The following is a 19,510-nucleotide window of genomic DNA, read 5'->3' as shown; positions in this document are numbered from 1 at the left end:
TATAGAGGTCGCCGCACCGCTCGTCACCCGTAGGCAATGCGGACTTTGCCGTAGCGGTCCAGGAACCGCCGTGCAAAACTTGGGTGATCGTCACCGTGGATGTCTCATGTTCGCCAAGGTCGCCGTTCGGTTGCTTCCTCTCGTACTGACCCTTGGCCTTGCCGCCTGTATTCAGGTCCGGGTGCCGGAGGGAGCCTTCTTTTATCCGAACACGCGCGTCGAGGCCGAAGGCATCACCTTGCAACCTGGTCGCCCCTTGCCGGCTGATGCTGAGGCGCTAAGCCTGCCTTATCCCGGTGGCGCGGTGGCGGCGTCGCGGGTGCGCGGCAACCCGGCCGGACCGATCATCCTGTTCTGCGGCGGCAACATGTTCCGGCGCGCGATCAGCGGGGGCGACCGTGCCGCCGCCCTGGTCCCGTTCGGTGACGTCGTCATGTTCGACTACCCCGGCTATGGCGAGACGCCGGGCGAGGCCACCCTGACCAACTTCCGCCAGGCGGGGGCCGCAGTAGCCGACTGGGTTGCCCGCACGGCCGCCGCTGAGGGTCGCCCGGTCGTCGCCTGGGGCCATTCACTCGGAGGGCCGGTCTGTACCGAAGCGACCCGTATGATCGCCGTTGATACTCTGGTCATCGAGGCTTCGACCCCGACAGCGCGGGCGGCCGTGAATGATCAACTCGGCCTGATGCGGTCCTTCGTGCGGGTCAACATCGATCCAGGCCTCGACTCGTTCAATGTCGTCGAATCGCTGGCGGGCTTCCCCGGACAGGTGCTGATCCTTGAGGCCGGGCAGGACGAAACCCTCCCCGCCCGGCTCAGCCGTGACATGGCCCGCGACCTCTCAGGCCAAGGGATCAACGTCGAACGCCTTGTCTTTCCCGCGGCGCACCACAACGATATCCGGCTCCAGCCTGACTTTCAGGCCCGCCTGGCCGCCGAACTGGTCCCCTGAGACTTGCGGCGCGGCTCGCCCTTGCCCATAAGCCGCCACAGCGCCGGCTTAGCACAGTGGTAGTGCAGCGGTTTTGTAAACCGAAGGTCGGGGGTTCGAGTCCCTCAGCCGGCACCAGACTGGAGTTCTCATGGGGCGCGCCTTCCCGAGAGAAACGGTTGTTCAGCGCCTGACGACAGCAGGCGTCGTGGTCGGTCGCAAGGCGCTCTCGTCGGTGCTCACAGATCGTGACAAGGCGGCACTGGCGCTCGACGCCCCCATCCACCTCAGCCTTCCTGGCGCAGCCGGCGATCTGTCGGCACGTCTCTATGTCCCGACAGGCGACAGGGTCGGCCCCAGCCTTCTCGTCTATTTTCACGGCGGCGGCTTCACCTTCTGTGACACAGCCACCCACGATGCCCTGTGCCGGCGACTCGCCCATGGCGCGGACATTCCCATTCTCTCGGTCGACTACCGGCTGGCACCCGAACACCCTTGGCCTGCCCAGCTGGACGATGCGCAAGCCGCCGTCCGGTGGGTGTTGGAACATCGCGAGGACCTCCCCAACCCGGACGGCCCTCTGATCCTGGGCGGCGATTCCGCCGGCGGCTATCTGGCCCTGTCGATCACGCGTAGCCTGAACGATCAATGCCAAAACACTGTAGATAAAACCTTTCTTATCTATCCACTCCTCCATCTCGACGACGCCTTGTGGTCAACCGACAGCGTCGGACTGCGGGGGGTGGGGCGTGCCGCCGTGCGTCTGATACGCACGCGGCTGGTTGAGCCGCCGCCCAACCTTCTGGAGGCAGATCCGGCGCGTGACCCGCCGTCTATCCTGACTTACGGCGGCCTCGCCGATCCGGTCCGGCCGGATTGTCTGGCCTATGAACGCCAGCTCCGCGGAGCCGAGATCGAGGTTCGCTCCCTCGCCTTTCGCACGCTCCCACATGGGTACGCCAATGCGACGTATCTGCTGCCGGCCGCGCGCCGGGCGATTGACCGGACGGCAGATTTGTTGAGGCTAACCTGGGACTCGGGCTAAACCTTAACCATTCCCGTCTCGAAGGAGATCGTCATGCGCCCCTCTCTGGTCTGTGGTCTTGCGGTCCTGGCCCTCGCCGCCTGCAGTCAGAACGCCGAAGCACCGGCGTCGGATGAGGCCGCGACGGACACGCCCCCCGCACCCGCGCCGGCACCGCGCCCGGAGATGACGCCTGAACAACGCGCCGTCGTTCTGGCCGGCCTGCCGGCCCCGTACAATGCGGGCGATCTCGAAAACGGCCGGCGCACCTTCGCCCGCTGCAGATCCTGCCACACCCTGGCCGAGGGCGGTCAGAACATGACCGGCCCCAACCTGTGGGGCGTGTTCGGTCGACGCGCCGGCTCAGTGGAAGGCTTCCGCTATTCCGACGCCCTGCATGCGGCTGACTTTACCTGGGACGCCGAACACCTTGATGGCTGGCTGACCGCGCCGCGCGACTTCCTGCCCGGCAACCGCATGGCCTTTGCCGGCGTGCCGGACGAAACCGAGCGTCGCGACCTGATCGCCTATCTCAAGGTCGAGACGGGCTACGCGCCGGAATAGGCAGGTGTTATTCCCGCAGCCTATTTCTCTTAGCCCTTAATTTGGTTGGCTTCTTCTGTGTGCTTTGGCGCACGAACGCTCGCCAGACCCTGACGGGCGACACTGGGCCATGCCTTGCGATCCTTCGCCCGGACAAATCGCCGCCGATCTCGATTCAGGGCCGCACGTCGAAAAATTAGTGCACCTTTTGCACCTTTTGCACCTTTTGTACCCGATTCATCGTGCATTCTTTCTTCTGGGAATCGTCACTCTGCGGGTGTCTGGCGGAACGTCACATCGGAATCCGCGATCAGCCAGATCAGGCCCGACCAAGCCGCGACATTCTGCGAAAGTTGTTCAGGATCAATCTTGTCCAGCGTGTCGTTCGCAGTATGGTGCAGATCAAAATAGCGGGTTCCATCCTGCGCCAGACGGAACACCGGCACGCCGGCCTGGGCCAGGGGCCCGACATCGGCCCCGCCGCTGGTTTCCGGCACCGACGACGCCAACACGCCAATCGGATACAGCACCTGTGTCGCCGCCGTCTGGAAGGCAGAGCCCTGCGCCCCTGACGGCAGTCTCAGCGCATAGACGCGATCTGCTCCGAAGTCGCTCTCGCCCGCGATGATGTGGTCTGCGACGGCCTCATCTCCGACACCTCGGACATAGACGCCGCCGCCATTGCCCGTTTCGGGCGTCGGCTGGGCCACCTCTTCAGATCCGTACAGGATCACCCGCACGGTCCGGGCCGGGCGGCGACCGCCCTCGACCAGTTCCAGCGCCGCCGCCAGGGTGATCGCCCCGCCGGCCGCATCATCAATCGCACCCGTGCCCTGATCCCAACTATCGAGATGTGAACCCAAGACAATGACTTCATTTGATCTTTCATCGCCAACAATGTCACCGATGACGTTCTGGGATGTCGTCTCATAGGTCCGTGCCGACGAGAACAGTCGCAAACGGATCGGCCCTTCCCCGAGCCCAACGAGGCGACTCAGTTGGTCAGCGTCGGCCGCGGCCAACGCAAACGAAGGGATCGTCGGGCGCCCGTCGACGTAGCGGGTCGTGCCCGTATGCGGCAGCCGGTCATAGTCCGACCCGACCGAACGCATCACATAGGCCACGGCCCCCTTCGCCATGGCCGCTGCCGGCCCAAGACCTCGCACGCGCGTCTGGGGGCCATAGCCGGACCCATCCTGCATGGGTTGCATCTGGCCCAGGTCGATGAACACGATCCGTCCGCGTACCTCTGCTTCAGTCGCGGCTTGAAGCGCCTCCAGGCTGGTGAAGCGCACAACCTCGGCCTCGACCCCGGCCCTCGGCGTCGCGGGCGAATGCCCCAGTGCGGCGACCGCCAGCGGCTGAGCAAAGCGACCGACAACAGCGCCAGTGTCGGTTCCGCGTTCCCATCCGATCAGCGGGAATTCCTCGACCCTGACGTTCTCGAACCCGTTGGCGCGCATCCAGTCCGCAACCCACGCCGCCGCGGCCTGCTCTGAGTCAGACCCCGCGGGACGTGGACCGAACCGCGTCGTGATCTCGGTGACAATTTCCATCGCGCGATTGTCGGCGAGGGCTCCGTCCCGGATCGCCTCCGCCGTTCGGATGGTCGTGACATCCTGGGCCTGAGCCGCCGGTGAGAACAGGGCCAGAGCGATCAATGACAGGCCGGCGGTGTGGGTCAGGCGAAACTGGGACAAACGGCGACTCCAACTGGTCGTTGCGGAGCCGCGACACTAGGCACCCGCACGGGCGACGCAACCGTATTCCTGCTTGCAACACAGCGTTCTATCCCATCAGAATACGCGGCAGTTGCGGAGATTTCCTATGGCTCGCCAATTTCTGACCGGGATCGGACTGGCGATCGCCCTCATCTGCGCCGCAGGCGCGGCCCTAGCCCAATCGAACACGACCGCCGGTCAGGGAACCGACAACAATACCCACCCGATGCTGGAAACGACGCCGCAGCCTCCCTTCGTTGCGTCTGACCCATCGAATGAGTTCGCCAACTGGGCCGTGGCCGTCGTGGCGGGCGACTGGCGGTCCAGTCAGGGCCAGCCGATCCACGCGTTCGAGAACTCCAGACGCGACCTCTTCGCCGCCTTCGACCGCGCCGGCTTCGCCACGGACAACATGACAGCCCTGTCCTTGGCCCCGGCCGCAGACGGCACCTTCCTGGGCGCTCAAAGGGCATTTGCTGCGATCGAATCCGTCGCCCGGCGCGGCGCGGCCGGCTGTCTTCTCTATTTCACCTCGCACGGATCGCCCGCAGGTATCGTCTGGGGTCCTGACGGCATGATGCCGCCCGCCATGATGAACCAGCTGATTGATCGGTGGTGTGGAACCCGGCCCACCGTTGTCGTCGTCTCAGCCTGTTACTCCGGTGTCTTCGTGCCAGCCCTGGCCCAGCCCAATCGCATGATTATGACCGCCGCCCGTCGCGACCGGTCATCCTTCGGCTGCTCAGAGGACGCCACCTACCCCTATTTCGACGGCTGCGTCCTCGAGGCGCTGGATGAGGCCCGCGACTTCCTCAGCCTCTCGATGCGGGCCACCGCCTGCGTCAATCGCCGTGAACGGGAGGAAGGCCTGCGGCCCCCCTCGGAGCCGCAGACCTATGTGGGTGCCCAGATGCAGGCGCTCTTGCCGTTCTTGCAGTTCTCAGCCCCATAGGGCTGGCACTGGCTTGCCGGACTCACCGGGCGCGGCTAGCCATCGTTTCCTGGTTGGAGATGCAACGCGATGCTGACGGGTCGATGCCATTGCGGGGCTATCCGCTACCAGATGTCATCCCAGACGATTCACCATGCGCTTTGCCATTGCCAGGATTGCCGCCGCTCGACCGGGGCTCCTGCCGTGTCCTGGGGATTGGTCACGATTGGCAACATCACGATAGCCGGCTCCCCCAAGGTTTATGCCTCATCCGAGCATGGTCGGCGCCATTTCTGTGGCGATTGCGGTACCAGCCTCTTCTACACGAATGACGTCATCTTTCCGGGGCAGATCGACGTTCAGACTGCGACACTGGACGAGCCCGACTCGATCCCGCTCCAGGCCCAGATCCAGACCGCCGAACGGATCGGTTGGATGAATGACCTGGACGTCTTGCCAAATTTCGTTCGCTATCCGCCGATTGGCACGGACACCGCCTGACGACGGCGGATCGTCACCCGCAACCGCTCGCGCTCGTCCTCACGCCGCTCGACCAGCAGACGAGCCACCTGCGCGTCATCGTGAAAGACGTGCTTCTTGATCCCGTCCAGAACGGCCTTGGCGATGTTGTCCAGATCGATGTGCGGCGGATCGCCGACATGCTCCATGACGATGTCGACCTCGTGGTCGCCCCAGGCTGGCCGGCTACCTCGCCACTCCTTGCGGAAGAATTCATAAAGCAGCGGCTTGTAGTATTTCGCCTGGGTGGTCAGGCCGTCGACGGTCAGCTCGAACACGCCGCCGGTTTCGCGCGCGCGAACCTTGCCTGTGCCTGTCCAGTCCGATCCGTTCACGCCTGATCCTTGCTCGCCGTCATCCGCGTGCTACACCCCGCGCCGACTCTTCGCCAGACAGCAAGCGACGCCATGACCAGCACCCGCACCGAAACAGATACCTTTGGCCCGATCGAGGTGGATGCCACCCGCTACTGGGGGGCGCAGGCGCAGCGTAGCCTGGGCAACTTCAAGATCGGCTGGGAGAAGCAGCCGATCCCCGTCGTGCGCGCGCTGGGCATCGTCAAACGGGCGGCGGCCGAGACAAACATGGCCCTGGGCAAGCTGGACCCCGCCATCGGCAACACCATCGTCGCCGCCGCCAATGAAGTCATTGAGGGCAAGCTCGACGACCACTTTCCGCTGGTGGTCTGGCAGACCGGTTCCGGCACCCAGTCGAACATGAACGCCAATGAGGTGATCTCCAACCGCGCCATCGAGATGCTGGGCGGCGAGATGGGCTCCAAGACGCCGGTTCACCCCAATGACCACGTCAACATGAGCCAGTCGTCCAACGACACCTATCCGACGGCCATGCACGTCGCCTGCGCCGAGGAGATCGTCCACCGCCTGCTGCCGGCCCTTCAGCAACTGCACAACGCGCTGAACGACAAGGCCCAGGCCTGGAAGGACATCATCAAGATCGGCCGCACCCACACCCAGGACGCCACCCCCATCACCCTGGGTCAGGAGTTCAGCGGCTATACCCAACAGGTCGCCAAGGGCATTGAGCGCATTCAGAGCACCCTGCCGGATCTGATGCAGTTGGCCCAAGGCGGCACAGCCGTCGGCACCGGCCTGTCGGCTCCGATCGGATTTGCTGAAGGCGTCGCCGACAAGATCGCCCAGATCACCGGCCTGAAGTTCACCACCGCGCCGAACAAGTTCGAGGCCCTGGCCGCCCACGACGCCATGGTCATGTCGCATGGAGCCATCAACACGGTCGCCGCCTCTCTGTTCAAGATCGCCAACGACATCCGCTTTTTGGGATCCGGCCCGCGGTCGGGCCTGGGCGAACTGGCCCTGCCGGAGAACGAGCCGGGCTCCTCGATCATGCCCGGCAAGGTCAATCCGACCCAGGCCGAGGCGATGACGCAGGTCTGTGTGCAGGTGTTTGGCAACAATGCCGCCATCACCTTCGCCGACAGCCAGGGCCACTTCGAGCTGAACGTCTATAATCCGGTCATGGCCTACAACTTCCTCCAGTCGGTCCGCCTGATGGCCGATGCGGCGGTCAGCTTCACCGAGAACTGCGTCGTCGGCATCGAGCCGCGCCTGGACAACATCGAGCGCGGCCTGAAGAGCTCGCTGATGCTGGTGACCCCCTTGAAGGAAAAATACGGCTACGACCTGGCCGCCAAGGTGGCCAAGACCGCGCACAAGAACGGCACCACCTTGCGCGAAGAAGCCATCGCGCTCGGCATCTCCGGCGAAGACTTCGACGCCATCGTCCGACCCGAGAAGATGATCGCGCCGGGGTAAGCAGAGGTAAGCGGTTCCTGATATGCCCGCTCTGACCCGCCCCTACTGGATCGAGGCGCAGTTCGAGCGCCGCGAAGGCTGGGATCCAGACGCCTATCCCTTCAACCTGCCAGCCGTCAGGGCGTTACACAGCCTGACATTCCACCCCAATGTCACCTTCCTCGTCGGCGAGAACGGTTCGGGCAAGTCGACCATGATCGAAGCCCTGGCGGTGGCCTGGGGATTCAATCCCGAGGGGGGTGGACGGGAACATCAATTCAGCACGCGCGAAAGCCACTCGCCGCTCAATCGCTTTATTCGCCCGATCCGCTCGCCCCAGCGGATTCGTGACGGATTTTTCCTGCGCGCCGAGAGCTTCTTCACGGTGGCGAGTTATCTCGAAGACGCAGGTGCCCGCCGCTTTGGAGACCAGCCGCTTCACGAACAATCCCACGGAGAGAGCTTCTTCGCCCTCTTCGACAACCGGTTCGAGGGAAACGGCCTCTATATCCTGGACGAACCCGAGGCGGCCCTCTCGCCGAGCCGGCAACTGTCATTTCTCGCCAAGATGCACCAGCTGGTGATGACGCGATCCCAGTTCATCATCGCCACCCACTCTCCGATCATCCTCGGATATCCGAACGCCTGGATCTATCAGGTCTCCGACCGTGGTCTAGACCGGATCGAATACGAGGACACCGATCACTTTGAGGTGACGCGAAACTTCCTCAACCGGCGCGAGGCGATGCTGAAGATCCTGCTTGAGGATTAGGCAACCTACGCACTGCTCGCTAGGCTCAGGCCATGACCGACGACGCCTCCGATCGCCCCGCCCGTTTCACCGACCACCGGCGCGACCTGATCGCCACCGCCTATCGCCCACTCGCCCACCACGCGGGCACCTTGCACACGACGGCGGGTCCCATCGACTTCCAGCGCGACATCTATGAGATCGGCCGGGTTGCAGCGATCGTGCCCTACGATCCCGACCGAGACCTGCTGGTGCTCCAGCGCCAATTCCGCCTCGCGGCGCACCTGTCCGGCGACGGCGTGCTGGTTGAGCTGGCCGCCGGCATCATCGAAAACGGCGAGAGCGCCGAAGACTGTGCCCGGCGCGAGATGGTCGAGGAGCTGGGCGTCGCGCCGCTCGACCTGATCCATGCGACGGACTTCATGCCTTCAACCGGATGGCTGGCGGAGGAGGCGCATCTGTTCATCGCCCGGGTCGACGCCACCGCCCTGCCCGATCACGCCGGCGCGGCCAATGAGGCCGAGTTCACCGAGCCCTTCACGGTCTCACCGGATGTTGCGCTCAAGGCGGTCGATGAAGGTCGCATCCGCAACGGCTTCACCATCCTGGGCCTCTTGTGGTTCGCCCGGCATCGAGAAGCGATCCGCGCGCGCTGGGCTGGCTAGTCAGCCACCCGCGCATCGGGCCGATCATGGCCGTCCGACAGCTCGGTGTGCCAGTCGCCGTTCTCGTCTTCCCAGCTGATGCCACGCGTCTCGCCCGCGACGTGCTGTTCCCGCGCGACCCGGTGCGCCGCCGCCGTCGCCGCCTCGCGCGTCGGATAGGTCTCCGAGAAGGTGTCGCCTAGCTTGTAGGCCCAGCCGTCTGCGTGCTGGACAATCCGGTAGATCACATCGACCATGGCAACCTCCTCGTCATTGGGCGTGTCGAGACAGCGATAGCACACCGCCCCGGAGGATGCCGATGGCCGAGATCATCAATCTGAACAAGGCCCGCAAAGCCCGCACCCGCGCCGACGACAAGGCGACCGCCGCCGCGAATCGATCCGCCCACGGCCGCCCTAAGGCCGAGCGCGACAAGACCAGGGCTGAGAAGACCCACCTCAATCAAGTGCTGGACGGTGCCAAGATCGATCGTCCTGACGACGAGCCGACCTAGGCTCCCTTCGGCGCTCGGATCAGCAACACCTGCCCCATCAGGACCAGCGCGATCCCCAGGGCCGCCGCCCATCCGAACCGGGCGTTCTCGAACACCACCGACATCAACAGCGCGATCGGCGGCGTCAGGGCCGAGATGTAGCTAGCCAGGGCGTAGCCCTTTGCCCGAGCCAGCATGAAGTAGAGCGCGAACGCCACCACCGATCCGAAGACCGCCAAATAGAGCAGAGAGCCGACGTAGGCGGGCGTCATTTCGAACGTGAACCCTACGCCCGTGACCAACCCGAACAGAAAGACCAGGCCGGCTCCATAGGCCATCGCCCAGGCCACCGAGCTTAGAACCGGCGCGCCCTCCTTCTGGGCTTTCCACGCCGCCAGATTGCCTGCCGCCGCAATCACCATGGCGACTAGCGCCAGGACTAACCCCAGCACCACCTCATCGCCGCCACCCGACCGGCGCAGTTCGGCCAGGAACATGGCCGCCACCCCGACCACGCCCAACCCTGCCCCGACCCAGGCTCGCCAGTTCGCCTTCTGCCCCAGCAGAACCCGGAACAGCGCCAGATTCACAAACGCCAGCCCGGCAAAGATTACGGCCACCACCGCCGAGGCGATGTGCTGTTCGGCCTCGTAGACCATCGAGTATTGGATCGAGAATGTCAGCACGCCCTGGCCGAATACGGCCAGATGCTGACGGCCCGAAAGGAGGATCGGCTCGCCGCGCCACCAGCAGAACAGGAACAGGACTGCCGAGGCCAGCGCGAACCGATAAGTCACCGATGCCGTCGGGTCGACCGTCCCCAATTGCAAAGTGATCCCGTACCAGGTCGTGCCCCATATCACGCTGCAGACAGCGATGGCTGACGCGGCGCGGGCGTCAAATCCGGATGAGATTCCGATTGGCGTGTTCACCGTTCGCGCCTAGCACAGGCGCGCGTCAGCGTCCGTTCACGTCAGCCAACTGATCGTGTCTGAAATGCCTATAAAGGAGGCCGCCATGCCGACCCGCCGTATCGCCCTCATCCTGCCCGTCTTGCTCGCCGCCGCCTGTGCGCCGGCAGGGATCATGCCCCCGCCGACCGAAGTCGGTCATGGCACGGCGAACGTCCAGATCACCGCCTCATACCGAGAGCGAATTCTCCTTCCCCATGGTTTCACCCTGACGGTTCGAGTCGAGGACGTCAGCCTGGCCGACGCTCCAGCCCGCGTGATCGCCGAACACACAGAAACCCTGGATGGTCGCGCTCCGCCCTATGTGGTCACGGTGGGCTTTCCGGCCAGCGAGATTGATCCGCGGCACACCTATGCCGCGCGAGCTGAGATCAGAAGCCCGGACGGACGCCTGCGGTTCACCACCGACACGCGCCACGAGGTCCTGACACGTGGGGCACCCAGTAACGCCAACATCATCATGGTTGGCGTCGGCTAGGTCGCCACAGCAAGCGACAGGCCGATGTCTCCCGGTCTGCCGTGTCGTCCCGGCGTGCCGACCCCGAGCCGATCAGGAGAGTGCCCCAGTCCGGGGCGCCTTCCAGGAACCCGGATCGGTGAATGGGCATTTTCGTCGGGCAACTGAAACCACGACCGGCACCTCTGGGAACATTCGCCAGGTGCCGGCGAAAACAGGAGACGACAACATGACCAACCATCTTATCGCCAAGACCGTATTCGCGATTGCCCTCGGTGCTTCGACCGCTGTGAGCGCTGCGACCCCGCCGGCCCCGCAACAACCGGTGCCCCCGATCGCCCAGGTGTCGATCACCAATGTTGAGGGTTCGATCTCCTACCGCGAGCGCATTCTGATGCCGGCCGGGTCGCTTATGACCGTTCAGGTCCTGGATGTCAGCCGTCCGGGCGCGCCCGCTGAAACCGTTTCCGAGGTCAGCTATACGCTCGACGGATCGGCCCCGGCCTATGGCTACCGTCTGCGGGTGTTCAACGATCAGCTCGAGCCGAACCACACCTATGCCGTGCGCGCGGAAATCCGTGATCCGAACGGCCGTCTCGCCTTCACGACGGACCAACGCCACGAGGTGCTGACCCGCGGCGCACCAAACGAAGCACACCTGGTGCTGGTCCGCGTCAGCGGCTCCTAACCACCGAGCGTCAGTTGGGCGCGAGTCTCTGCGGGAACACTTTCATAGACCGCAGGGCTCGCGATCCCAAGCCGGCCCCGGGCAGCTTCAAGCGGCTCTGCAAAAAGGCGTTCGTAGTCCTCTGCCGGTAGCCATCGTGCCTTGCACCCATTCCGCCAAGCCTCGGTCACGGCCCGCCTCGCAGGGATCGATTTCGTTCCGCGCCTTATCTGCTGAGCCGCGCCCAGCCCAATGAACAGGAACCCCAGGCTGCGTGTCTGGGCGTGGGAAAAACTGACGACACAGGCTTCACCCAACGCGTCACGTCCATAGCCAGTCAGAACATGCCAGACATCATGCACATCGCGAACACGTCGACTGTACCAGGCGTACAGGTTCGGGGCTTCGATCTCGGCCCGCACCTCGCGGCTGAGCGCCGCCAGGCCTTCGGCCGAGAGGTTCTCACTGGCCATGAACTGCCGATAGGCGGCACCGACCGTTCCCGGTTCGAATCCCGCCAGCCAGTCCGGGTTACTCAGCAGGTCATTCATTTCGACGCGCTGGTAAGCCAGTCGAGCTCCGCCCGGCGTCTTGAGAAGTCGCTTCAAACCCCACGACACCGACCGACCCGTAAGCGCCTCCATGATCTCAAAGACCTGGGTGGTGTCTTCCTTGTCAGCGACCAGCTTTCGAAAGGCTCGCAGGGCACGCATCGGCTGCAGTCGGCGGCCGGCGTACATACTCTCGGGGCCCATGGGATCCAGCGTCGTCAAATCGTGCGCCTCCGCGAACACCGTCATCCTGCATGGCCCCGGGGTCCGTTGCAAGACAGGACGCACGGTTTTGATGGAGAGCGCCGTGCCGTATAACCCGGCCATGTCCGCCCTTCGCAAGCGATCTGTCAGTCTGGCGGGCCACGCCACCTCTCTGGCGCTCGAGCCTGAGTTCTGGGCCATCCTTCAGAAGATGGCCGAGGCCCGCAACCTGAGCCTGGCCGCCCTGATCATCGACATCGATACGTCGCGCGGCGACCGGCCACTGGCCTCGGCTTGCCGGGTTGCCGCTCTAGCCTGGGCCGGTGCGTCCTAGTTTGCAGGTGATGCCGTAGCCGGGGCTTCAGGCAGATTGATGTTTACGTCGATCTCGTCCGGTATCGTTGGCACCTCTGGCTCTGCGCCATTTCGCAGCATGAAGAACGCAATCACCGCCACGATAACGAGCAGCCCACCGACAATAAGGGCCAGGCCGGTGTTTCCGCCGCTCCCGCCGCCGCCGCCAGAATTTCCGCCCTGATCCGTCATCGACCCCTCCAAAGGCTCATGGATGATCAAGCCCAAACGGCCTTCTGGCTTCGCGGTTCCGCGCCCTCGCTTGCCTGACAGTTCGTGCTACTTATGTTCTCCTGATTCTGCCGCCACCGTTGACTGATGTGTCCGACCAGCCCGCCGTAAAGATTTCCGACCTCGCACGCGCTGACGGTTCGGTGGCGCGCGCTTACCTCGATGGCCTCAATCCCGAACAACGCCAGGCCGTCGAAACGACCGAGGGGCCGGTGCTCGTCCTTGCCGGGGCTGGCACGGGCAAGACCCGTGTTCTGACCACGCGACTGGCGCATATTCTGGCTCTGGGAAAGGCCAAGCCCTGGGAGCTCCTCGCCGTCACCTTCACCAACAAGGCGGCGCGCGAGATGCGCGAACGGATCACCGCCCAGATCGGGCCGTCCGCCGAGGGCCTACGCTGGCTCGGCACTTTCCATTCTGTGGCGGCCCAGATCCTGCGCCGTCACGCTGAGTTGGTCGGCCTGAAGTCGACCTTCACCATCCTCGACACCGACGACCAGGAGCGTCTGCTCAAACAGGTGATCGAGGCTGAGAATCTCGATCCGAAACGCTGGGCACCTCGTGCCCTGGCTGGCATGGTCGATCACTGGAAGAACAGAGGCTGGACGCCTGACAAGCTCCCGCCCTCCGAGGATTTTGCCGAAGGTCGCGGCCAGAGGCTCTATCGCGCCTATCAGGAACGGCTCAAGACGCTGAACGCCTGCGACTTCGGCGACCTATTGCTTCATAATCTTACAATTCTATCTCAACATTCTGATATTTTAGAGGAATACCACAAACGATTTCGCTACATCCTGGTCGACGAATATCAGGACACCAACGTCGCCCAGTACCTGTGGCTGCGCCTGCTCGCAGCCCCGCGAAACGGCCAGGCCGCCAATATCTGTGTCGTCGGTGACGACGATCAATCCATCTACGGTTGGCGGGGAGCCGAGGTCGATAATATCCTTCGTTTTGAGAAAGACTTCCCGGGTGCAGTCGTCATTCGACTTGAGCGAAACTACCGCTCCACCGCGCACATCCTGGGTGCCGCGTCCGGCCTGATCAGCACCAATCGCGGGCGTCTCGGCAAGACGCTATGGACCGATGAATCGGGCGGCGACAAAGTCCGGGTCACCGGCGTCTGGGACGGCGAGGCCGAAAGCCGGCTGATCGCTGACGAGATCGAGCGCCTGCACCGCCAGGGCACTCGCTATCGCGACATGGCCATCCTGGTGCGTGCCGCCTTCCAGATGCGCACCTTCGAAGAGCGGTTCGTCATGCTGGCCATTCCCTATACGGTGATCGGCGGCCCCCGCTTCTTCGAACGCGCCGAGATCCGTGACGCCCACGCCTATATGCGCCTGATCCTGTCGGAGGATGACGATCTCGCCTTCGAACGCATCATCAACACGCCCAAGCGGGGCCTCGGCGACGCCTCGGTCCAGCGCATCCTGACGATCGCGCGCGAAGGCGGCGTCTCGGCCATGACGGCGGCGCGCGACCTGATCCTGACCGATGAGCTGACCGCGCGGGCCCGCACACCCCTGACCAACTTCATCCGGGATATCGACCGCTGGCGGGCCCTCCTCGACACCACGCCCCACCATGAGCTGACCGAGACGGTGCTGGAGGAGAGCGGCTATATCGACATGCAGCGCGCCGACCGCGCCACGGGTCCGACCCGACTGGAGAACCTGAAAGAGCTGGTTCAGTCGATGAGCCAGTTCGACACCCTTGGGGCCTATCTCGAACACGTGGCCCTGGTGATGGATCTGGATCGCGGCGCCGGCGAAGACGCGGTTCAGGTGATGACGCTGCACGCCGCCAAGGGGCTCGAGTTTCCGGTCGTCTTCCTGCCTGGCTGGGAGGAAGGCGTCTTCCCGTCCCAACGCTCCATCGACGAGAAGGGTGAAAAGGGCCTCGAGGAAGAGCGCCGCCTCGCCTATGTCGGTGTCACCCGGGCGCGGCGCGAAGCCCGCATCTATTTTGCCGCGAACCGTCTGGTCTACGGCCGCTGGACGACCCAGTTGCCCAGCCGCTTCGTCGACGAACTGCCGCACGACCACGTCGAGGCCTCGTCCGAGACCGGCTATTTCGGCGGCTCCCCACACCTCGCCGAGGCCCGCTCGCGCTTTGACGAGGCACCGGTCTTCTCCGGCGGCTACGCCTCGCCGGGCTGGCGGCGCGGCCAGCAGTACGCCCAGAGCAAGCCCGCCCCCTCCCCGCGTGACCGCCAGGCCCGCCACGCCGTCATCGAGGGCGAGGGCCGCCTGGTCGCCACCGGCTCGACGACCAGCAGCTACGCCCGCGGCGAGCGCGTGTTCCACCAGAAGTTCGGCTACGGAAGGGTCACCGGCATCGAGGGCAACAAGCTCACCGTTGCCTTCGACAAGGCTGGCGAGAAGCGGGTGATCGACAGCTTCGTGGAGCGGGCATGAGCGCGGTCAGGCCCGCTGACGCCGCGTCCGCGTCGTTTCCCATACACCCACCGCCAGCAGCATCCCTGTTGACAGCCAGCTCAGCACCACCGGCGTCACCCTCGGCACGATGAGCCACGCCGCGCACAAGAGCACAGCCCCCATCAGGCGCGGCCACGCGATCTTTCCCCAGAGCGCATAGATCGCCACCGCTGTGCCCAGGAGGAACAACGCCGGCCCGCCCAGAAGCGTCAGCGCCGCCGCCGGCACCACATGGCCACCGGGATGGGCCAGCACCAACTCATCGGACACAGCCACCACGATGATCCCTGCCACGATCAGCAGCGGCGAATAGGTATAGGCCTTGCGCGCCAGCGCGCCGGGATCTTCGGAATGGGCGATGGCGTGGGCGGCGCTCTCATGGGCCTGGCTGAAGAACAGCCACCACATGGCGATCGTTGAGGCGAAGGCCGAGGCGAAGGCCAGCCAGACCTCGGTGGTCCAGTCGAGGCCCGCAAACGTCGCCCCAGAGATCAGCAGCGTCTCGCCCAGACAGATGATGATGAACAGGCCGACGCGCTCGGCCATGTGTCCGCCCTCGACATTCCAGTCGGCGGTCGTCGAACGCCCCAGGCCGGGAACGACGAAATAGAGGGCGGGACCGAGGTACTCAATAAGGATCGCCGCACCCCACCACCACAGCCGGACCTCTGGTGCGGCCAGGCCACCGCCGATCCACAAGGCACCGGACAGGGAGAGCCACACCAGGATCCGCTGGAAATTTCGCCTCAGCCCGGTGTCCTCGCGACAGGCCATCAGCATGAACACGGTCCGCCCCACCTGGATGAAGGCGAAGGCGACCCCGAACGCCAGGCCCGTTTCGTCAAAGGCATGCGGCAGGGCTGCCGACATCACCAGCCCGGCGGCCATCAAGACAAACAGGCCGATCTGGACCGCCGCCTTTTGCGGATCCAGCCAGTTGGTCACCCATGAGGTGTAGATCCACGCCCACCAGACCGCCGCCAGCAGCATCGCCGCCTTTAGCACGCCGTCCCAGCTGAGGTCTTCCAGCAGGAAATGCGACACCTGGGTGATCGCAAAGACGAACACCAGGTCAAAGAACAGCTCGACGAACCCGACCCGCGCCTCGCTGCCGTCGCGGGTTCTCAACAGCCTGCTCATCGTCCCCTCCCGGCTATCGGTTTGTGATGCCGCGAGTCGGCGACGCCAGCCTAGCCCGTCACCTGTCCAAAGTCGGCGACCTGTCCCATGACCTCGCGGACGCGACCCAGCAGCCTCAGCCGGTTCTCGCGCTCCTCAGCGACGTCCGAGTTGACCAGCACCGCCTCGAAGAAGGCGTCCACCGGCGCACGCAGGCGGGCCAGCGCCTCCATGGCGACGTCGAAGTCCTCCACCGACAGGGCGGCCTCGACCTCGGCCGCCGCGTGCGACGCCGCCGCGATCAGGTCGGTTTCCGCCGCCGGGGCGCCGGCCAGATCGACCGGCAGGCCGGTCGGCAGCGGCCCCTTCTTCTCCTCGGCCTTGAGGATGTTCGACGCCCGCTTGTAGCCGGCCAGCAGATTGGTCCCGTCCTCGGTCGCCAGGAACGCGGACAAGGCGTCGATGCGGCTCAGCACGCGCGTCATGTCGTCGTCGCCCAGTGCGAAGATCGCGTCCACCAGATCGTGACGGCGACCGCCGTCGCGCAGCAGCACCTTCAGCCGCTCGACAAAGAAGGCGACCAGATCGCGCGTGCCATGGAACATGGTATCGATCTTGGCTTCCCAGCCCGCTTCGCGCGCCGCCGCCTCGACATCGCCGCCGGCCTCGCGCACCAGCGCATAGGGCAAGCCTTCGAGCGCCTTCATCGGCTCTTCGGCGATCCGCTCGGTCACCAGCCACAGATGCATGAAGGCCAAGCGCCGGATCGGCACGCGCAGATCGTTCTCCAGAATCAGCCGGATGACCCCCAACGCCGCGCGGCGCAGAGCATAGGGATCCTTCGAGCCTGTCGGCTTCTCGTCGATCGCGAAGAACCCGACTAGCGTATCCAGCTTGTCGGCCAGGGCCACCGCCACCGTCTCCGGTGCGGTCGGAGCCGTGTCATTGGGCCCCTGTGGCTTGTAGTGATCGCGCACGGCGTCGACGATGACGGCGTCCTCTCCGGCCTCGCGCAAATAGTAGCCGCCCATGATCCCCTGAAGCTCGGGAAACTCACCGACCATGCCCGACGCCAGATCGGCCTTGGCGTAGCGCGCCGCCAGGGCCGCGGCATCCGGGTCAGCCCCGACCATCGGCGCAATCTCTCGCGCCAACGCCTCGATCCGCTCGCCCCGTTCCGCCAGCGTGCCGAGCTTGGCGTGGAAGGTCACGCCCTTGAGCTTCTCCAGCCAGCCATCGATGGCGCCGGGCTTGCGATCCTCGTCCCAGAAGAAGCGCGCGTCGTTCAGACGCGCGGACAGCACCCGGCTATTGCCTGCGGCCAGCGCCTTGCCGCCGTCCGACGCCTCCACATTGGCCACGACGACAAAGTTGGGCGCCAGCCCGTCCCGCGCCGGATCGCGCACGGCGAAGTACTTCTGGTGCACCTTCATCGACAGCCGGACGACCTCAGGCGGCAGATCGAGGAACTGGGGGTCCATCTCGCCCAGGATCGGCGTCGGCCATTCGGCCAGGCCCGCCACCTCGTCCAGCAGGCCCTGGTCTGGCACCAACTCCAGCCCGACATTTCGACAGGCCGCGTGGGCGGCTTCCTCGATCACATAGGCACGCTCGCCGCTGTCAATGCGCACGAACTCGTCGGCCAGTTGGCCGCGGTAGCCATCGAAATCCACGACCTCAAAGGGCTCGCCCGAGCCCATGAAGCGGTGCCCCTCGGTGACATTGCCCGAGGCGACGCCATCGATCTCGAACGGCACGATCTCACCATCAAGCACACACAGGATCCGCTTCAGTGGACGAACCCAGCGCAGCGTGCCGTCACCCCAGCGCATCGACTTGGGCCACGGAAAGGAGCGAACCACCTGTTCGACCATTTCTGCCACCACATCGGAGGTGGGGCGGCCCTTCTGATCAATCACGGCGAACAGAACGCCGTCCCGTTCCACCAACTGCTCGCGCCGCAGGCCGGTCTTGCGCAGAAACCCGTCTAGCGCCTGCTCAGGCGCTGACGTCTTGGGGCCCTTGACCTCTTCGGAGCGATCCGGTGTGGCCGCCGGCAAGCCGTCGATCCACAGCGTCAGCCGCCGCGGGCCGGCAAAGGTGCGAAGCGCGCGCCATTCCAGTCCGGCGTCCTTCAGGCGGTCTGAGGCCATCCGCTCCAGGTCACGAGCGGCTCCAACCTGCATCCGGGCCGGGATTTCTTCGGAGAACAGTTCAAGAATGAGTTCGGACATCAGGCGCGCTCCCGCTCCTGCTCGACCCATTCAACCGCGCACGCCTTGCACAGGTCCCGGATGCGACCGATGTAGCTCTGGCGCTCGGCCACCGCGATGGCCCCGCGCGCATCCATCAGATTGAACAGGTGTGACGCCTTCAGCACCTGATCATAGGCCGGCAGCACCAGCGCCTGCCCCTGCGGTCCGGTCATGGCCAGCAGCCGCTCGACCTCGGCCACCATGTCGTCAAAACGACGCTTCAGCCCGGCCACGTCATAGCCGTGGAAGTTCGCCTCGGACTGTTGGCGCTCATTCTCGAGGAAAACATCGCCGTAGCTCAGGCCGTCATTGTTGAATCGCAGGTCATAAACGTTGTCGACGCCCTGGACATACATCGCCAGACGCTCCAGCCCGTAGGTCAGCTCACCGGACACCACATCGACCTCCAGTCCACCGACGCCCTGGAAATAGGTGAACTGGGTCACCTCCATACCGTCGCACCAGACCTCCCAGCCAAGGCCCCAGGCCCCCACCGTCGGGTTCTCCCAGTCGTCCTCGACGAAGCGGATGTCATGCAGCTTGGGATCAATCCCGATCCGCTTCAGGCTGTTCAGATACAGCTCCTGAAGGTTGTCGGGGTTCGGCTTCAGGATGACTTGGAACTGGTAGTAGTGCTGGAGACGGTTGGGATTTTCGCCATAGCGTCCGTCGCCGGGACGGCGGCTCGGCTGGACATAGGCGACCTTCCACGGACGCGGTCCCAGGGCGCGAAGCACCGTCGCAGGATGCAGCGTCCCCGCCCCTACCTCGATGTCATAGGGCTGCAAGATCGCACAGCCCTGCTCGCTCCAGTAATGCTGTAGCGTCAGGATCAGGTCCTGGAATGAAAGCGGTTGTTCGGGCACGGGCAGTCCGGTCAGTCTGAGGTTCGCCCCGTCCTAGTGCCCGGTCGCCTTTCGCACAAGGC

Annotated in this window: 22 protein-coding genes and 1 tRNA gene; 14 read left to right on the top strand and 9 right to left on the bottom strand. The window is 64.9% G+C overall.

All coding sequences use genetic code 11. The features are described from left to right. The first annotated feature begins 106 nt into the window (after nucleotides 1-106). The 4 genes from G391_RS0109840 (at nucleotide 107) to G391_RS0109825 (ending at nucleotide 2,519) form a co-directional block, all read left to right on the top strand. Nucleotides 107-952: an alpha/beta hydrolase family protein gene (locus G391_RS0109840; protein ID WP_035304238.1), complete on the top strand. Its 846-nt coding sequence runs from the start codon at nucleotides 107-109 to the stop codon at nucleotides 950-952. Between the two features lie 42 nt (nucleotides 953-994). Further along, nucleotides 995-1,069: transfer RNA gene (locus tag G391_RS0109835), tRNA-Thr, on the top strand. A 13-nt stretch (nucleotides 1,070-1,082) separates the two neighbouring features. Beyond that, complete coding sequence (locus G391_RS14515; RefSeq protein ID WP_051257284.1) at nucleotides 1,083-1,976, top strand: alpha/beta hydrolase; 894 nt, start codon at nucleotides 1,083-1,085, stop codon at nucleotides 1,974-1,976. 33 nt (nucleotides 1,977-2,009) lie between these two features. Then, nucleotides 2,010-2,519 carry a c-type cytochrome gene (locus G391_RS0109825; protein WP_029087367.1) on the top strand — a complete coding sequence of 170 codons (510 nt, stop codon included), beginning with the start codon at nucleotides 2,010-2,012 and terminating at the stop codon, nucleotides 2,517-2,519. 245 nt (nucleotides 2,520-2,764) lie between these two features. Here G391_RS0109825 and G391_RS0109820 read toward each other — a convergent pair whose 3' ends face one another. After that, nucleotides 2,765-4,198: a M20/M25/M40 family metallo-hydrolase gene (locus G391_RS0109820; protein ID WP_029087366.1), complete on the bottom strand. Its 1,434-nt coding sequence runs from the start codon at nucleotides 4,196-4,198 to the stop codon at nucleotides 2,765-2,767. 127 nt (nucleotides 4,199-4,325) lie between these two features. Between G391_RS0109820 and G391_RS14510 the strand changes: the two genes are divergently transcribed. Both G391_RS14510 and G391_RS0109810 read left to right on the top strand, forming a co-directional pair. After that, entirely contained in the window at nucleotides 4,326-5,171 is an 846-nt protein-coding gene (locus tag G391_RS14510; protein WP_051257283.1) for a C13 family peptidase, read from the top strand. 69 nt (nucleotides 5,172-5,240) lie between these two features. Further along, nucleotides 5,241-5,651, top strand: a complete 411-nt coding sequence (locus tag G391_RS0109810) for a GFA family protein (RefSeq protein ID WP_029087365.1) — start codon at nucleotides 5,241-5,243, stop codon at nucleotides 5,649-5,651. Here G391_RS0109810 and G391_RS14505 read toward each other — a convergent pair. Beyond that, nucleotides 5,621-6,004 carry a RusA family crossover junction endodeoxyribonuclease gene (locus G391_RS14505; protein ID WP_035304236.1) on the bottom strand — a complete coding sequence of 128 codons (384 nt, stop codon included), beginning with the start codon at nucleotides 6,002-6,004 and terminating at the stop codon, nucleotides 5,621-5,623. The genes G391_RS0109810 and G391_RS14505 overlap by 31 nt on opposite strands. A gap of 72 nt (nucleotides 6,005-6,076) precedes the next feature. Between G391_RS14505 and fumC the strand changes: the two genes are divergently transcribed. The 3 genes from fumC to G391_RS14500 are packed head-to-tail and all read left to right on the top strand — an operon-like array spanning nucleotide 6,077 to nucleotide 8,860. Next, complete coding sequence (gene fumC, locus G391_RS0109800; protein ID WP_029087364.1) at nucleotides 6,077-7,465, top strand: class II fumarate hydratase; 1,389 nt, start codon at nucleotides 6,077-6,079, stop codon at nucleotides 7,463-7,465. A 22-nt stretch (nucleotides 7,466-7,487) separates the two neighbouring features. Continuing rightward, a complete protein-coding gene (locus tag G391_RS0109795; protein ID WP_029087363.1) occupies nucleotides 7,488-8,216 on the top strand; it encodes an AAA family ATPase in 729 nt (242 codons plus the stop codon). 32 nt (nucleotides 8,217-8,248) lie between these two features. After that, on the top strand, nucleotides 8,249-8,860 hold the full coding sequence (locus tag G391_RS14500; protein WP_051257282.1) for an NUDIX domain-containing protein: 612 nt from the start codon (nucleotides 8,249-8,251) through the stop codon (nucleotides 8,858-8,860). Here G391_RS14500 and G391_RS0109785 read toward each other — a convergent pair. Further along, entirely contained in the window at nucleotides 8,857-9,096 is a 240-nt protein-coding gene (locus G391_RS0109785) for a DUF2188 domain-containing protein (RefSeq protein WP_029087362.1), read from the bottom strand. The two genes, G391_RS14500 and G391_RS0109785, sit on opposite strands and share 4 nt — an antisense overlap. A gap of 62 nt (nucleotides 9,097-9,158) precedes the next feature. On the opposite strand from G391_RS0109785, the gene G391_RS0109780 reads away from it, so the two are divergent. After that, entirely contained in the window at nucleotides 9,159-9,353 is a 195-nt protein-coding gene (locus G391_RS0109780) for a DUF4169 family protein (protein ID WP_029087361.1), read from the top strand. On the opposite strand, the gene G391_RS0109775 is transcribed toward G391_RS0109780, so the two are convergent. Further along, entirely contained in the window at nucleotides 9,350-10,264 is a 915-nt protein-coding gene (locus G391_RS0109775; protein WP_245572077.1) for a DMT family transporter, read from the bottom strand. The two genes, G391_RS0109780 and G391_RS0109775, sit on opposite strands and share 4 nt — an antisense overlap. A gap of 85 nt (nucleotides 10,265-10,349) precedes the next feature. On the opposite strand from G391_RS0109775, the gene G391_RS0109770 reads away from it, so the two are divergent. Then, the gene (locus G391_RS0109770) at nucleotides 10,350-10,781 is read left to right on the top strand and encodes a YbaY family lipoprotein (protein WP_029087359.1); all 432 of its coding nucleotides are present in this window, start codon (nucleotides 10,350-10,352) and stop codon (nucleotides 10,779-10,781) included. 208 nt (nucleotides 10,782-10,989) lie between these two features. Continuing rightward, nucleotides 10,990-11,448 carry a YbaY family lipoprotein gene (locus G391_RS0109765; RefSeq protein WP_051257281.1) on the top strand — a complete coding sequence of 153 codons (459 nt, stop codon included), beginning with the start codon at nucleotides 10,990-10,992 and terminating at the stop codon, nucleotides 11,446-11,448. Here G391_RS0109765 and G391_RS0109760 read toward each other — a convergent pair. Then, nucleotides 11,445-12,227, bottom strand: coding sequence for a ubiquinone biosynthesis protein COQ4 (locus G391_RS0109760; protein ID WP_245572076.1), 783 nt, complete (start codon nucleotides 12,225-12,227; stop codon nucleotides 11,445-11,447). The two genes, G391_RS0109765 and G391_RS0109760, sit on opposite strands and share 4 nt — an antisense overlap. Nucleotides 12,228-12,303: 76 nt before the next feature. Here G391_RS0109760 and G391_RS0109755 point away from each other — a divergent pair, with 76 nt between their 5' ends. After that, on the top strand, nucleotides 12,304-12,516 hold the full coding sequence (locus G391_RS0109755) for a ribbon-helix-helix domain-containing protein (RefSeq protein ID WP_029087356.1): 213 nt from the start codon (nucleotides 12,304-12,306) through the stop codon (nucleotides 12,514-12,516). Here G391_RS0109755 and G391_RS0109750 read toward each other — a convergent pair. Further along, on the bottom strand, nucleotides 12,513-12,728 hold the full coding sequence (locus G391_RS0109750) for a hypothetical protein (RefSeq protein ID WP_029087355.1): 216 nt from the start codon (nucleotides 12,726-12,728) through the stop codon (nucleotides 12,513-12,515). The two genes, G391_RS0109755 and G391_RS0109750, sit on opposite strands and share 4 nt — an antisense overlap. A gap of 128 nt (nucleotides 12,729-12,856) precedes the next feature. Here G391_RS0109750 and G391_RS0109745 point away from each other — a divergent pair, with 128 nt between their 5' ends. After that, nucleotides 12,857-15,187: an ATP-dependent helicase gene (locus G391_RS0109745; RefSeq protein WP_051257280.1), complete on the top strand. Its 2,331-nt coding sequence runs from the start codon at nucleotides 12,857-12,859 to the stop codon at nucleotides 15,185-15,187. A gap of 6 nt (nucleotides 15,188-15,193) precedes the next feature. Here the strand turns inward: G391_RS0109745 and G391_RS0109740 are convergent, their stop codons facing one another. The 3 genes from G391_RS0109740 to G391_RS0109730 are packed head-to-tail and all read right to left on the bottom strand — an operon-like array spanning nucleotide 15,194 to nucleotide 19,448. After that, nucleotides 15,194-16,348, bottom strand: coding sequence for a low temperature requirement protein A (locus G391_RS0109740; protein ID WP_029087353.1), 1,155 nt, complete (start codon nucleotides 16,346-16,348; stop codon nucleotides 15,194-15,196). A gap of 50 nt (nucleotides 16,349-16,398) precedes the next feature. Further along, the gene (glyS, locus tag G391_RS0109735) at nucleotides 16,399-18,561 is read right to left on the bottom strand and encodes a glycine--tRNA ligase subunit beta (RefSeq protein ID WP_029087352.1); all 2,163 of its coding nucleotides are present in this window, start codon (nucleotides 18,559-18,561) and stop codon (nucleotides 16,399-16,401) included. Next, nucleotides 18,561-19,448 (bottom strand): glycine--tRNA ligase subunit alpha, encoded by an 888-nt coding sequence (locus tag G391_RS0109730; protein WP_035304234.1) that lies wholly within the window; start codon nucleotides 19,446-19,448, stop codon nucleotides 18,561-18,563. Before G391_RS0109730 ends, glyS begins: the two co-directional genes overlap by 1 nt. Nucleotides 19,449-19,510: the final 62 nt, after the last annotated feature.

The organism is Brevundimonas aveniformis DSM 17977, assembly GCF_000428765.1.
Taxonomy (GTDB): Bacteria; Pseudomonadota; Alphaproteobacteria; order Caulobacterales; family Caulobacteraceae; genus Brevundimonas; species Brevundimonas aveniformis.
Note: the sequence above shows the minus strand (reverse complement) of the source record. Positions and strands in the feature narration are given on the sequence as shown.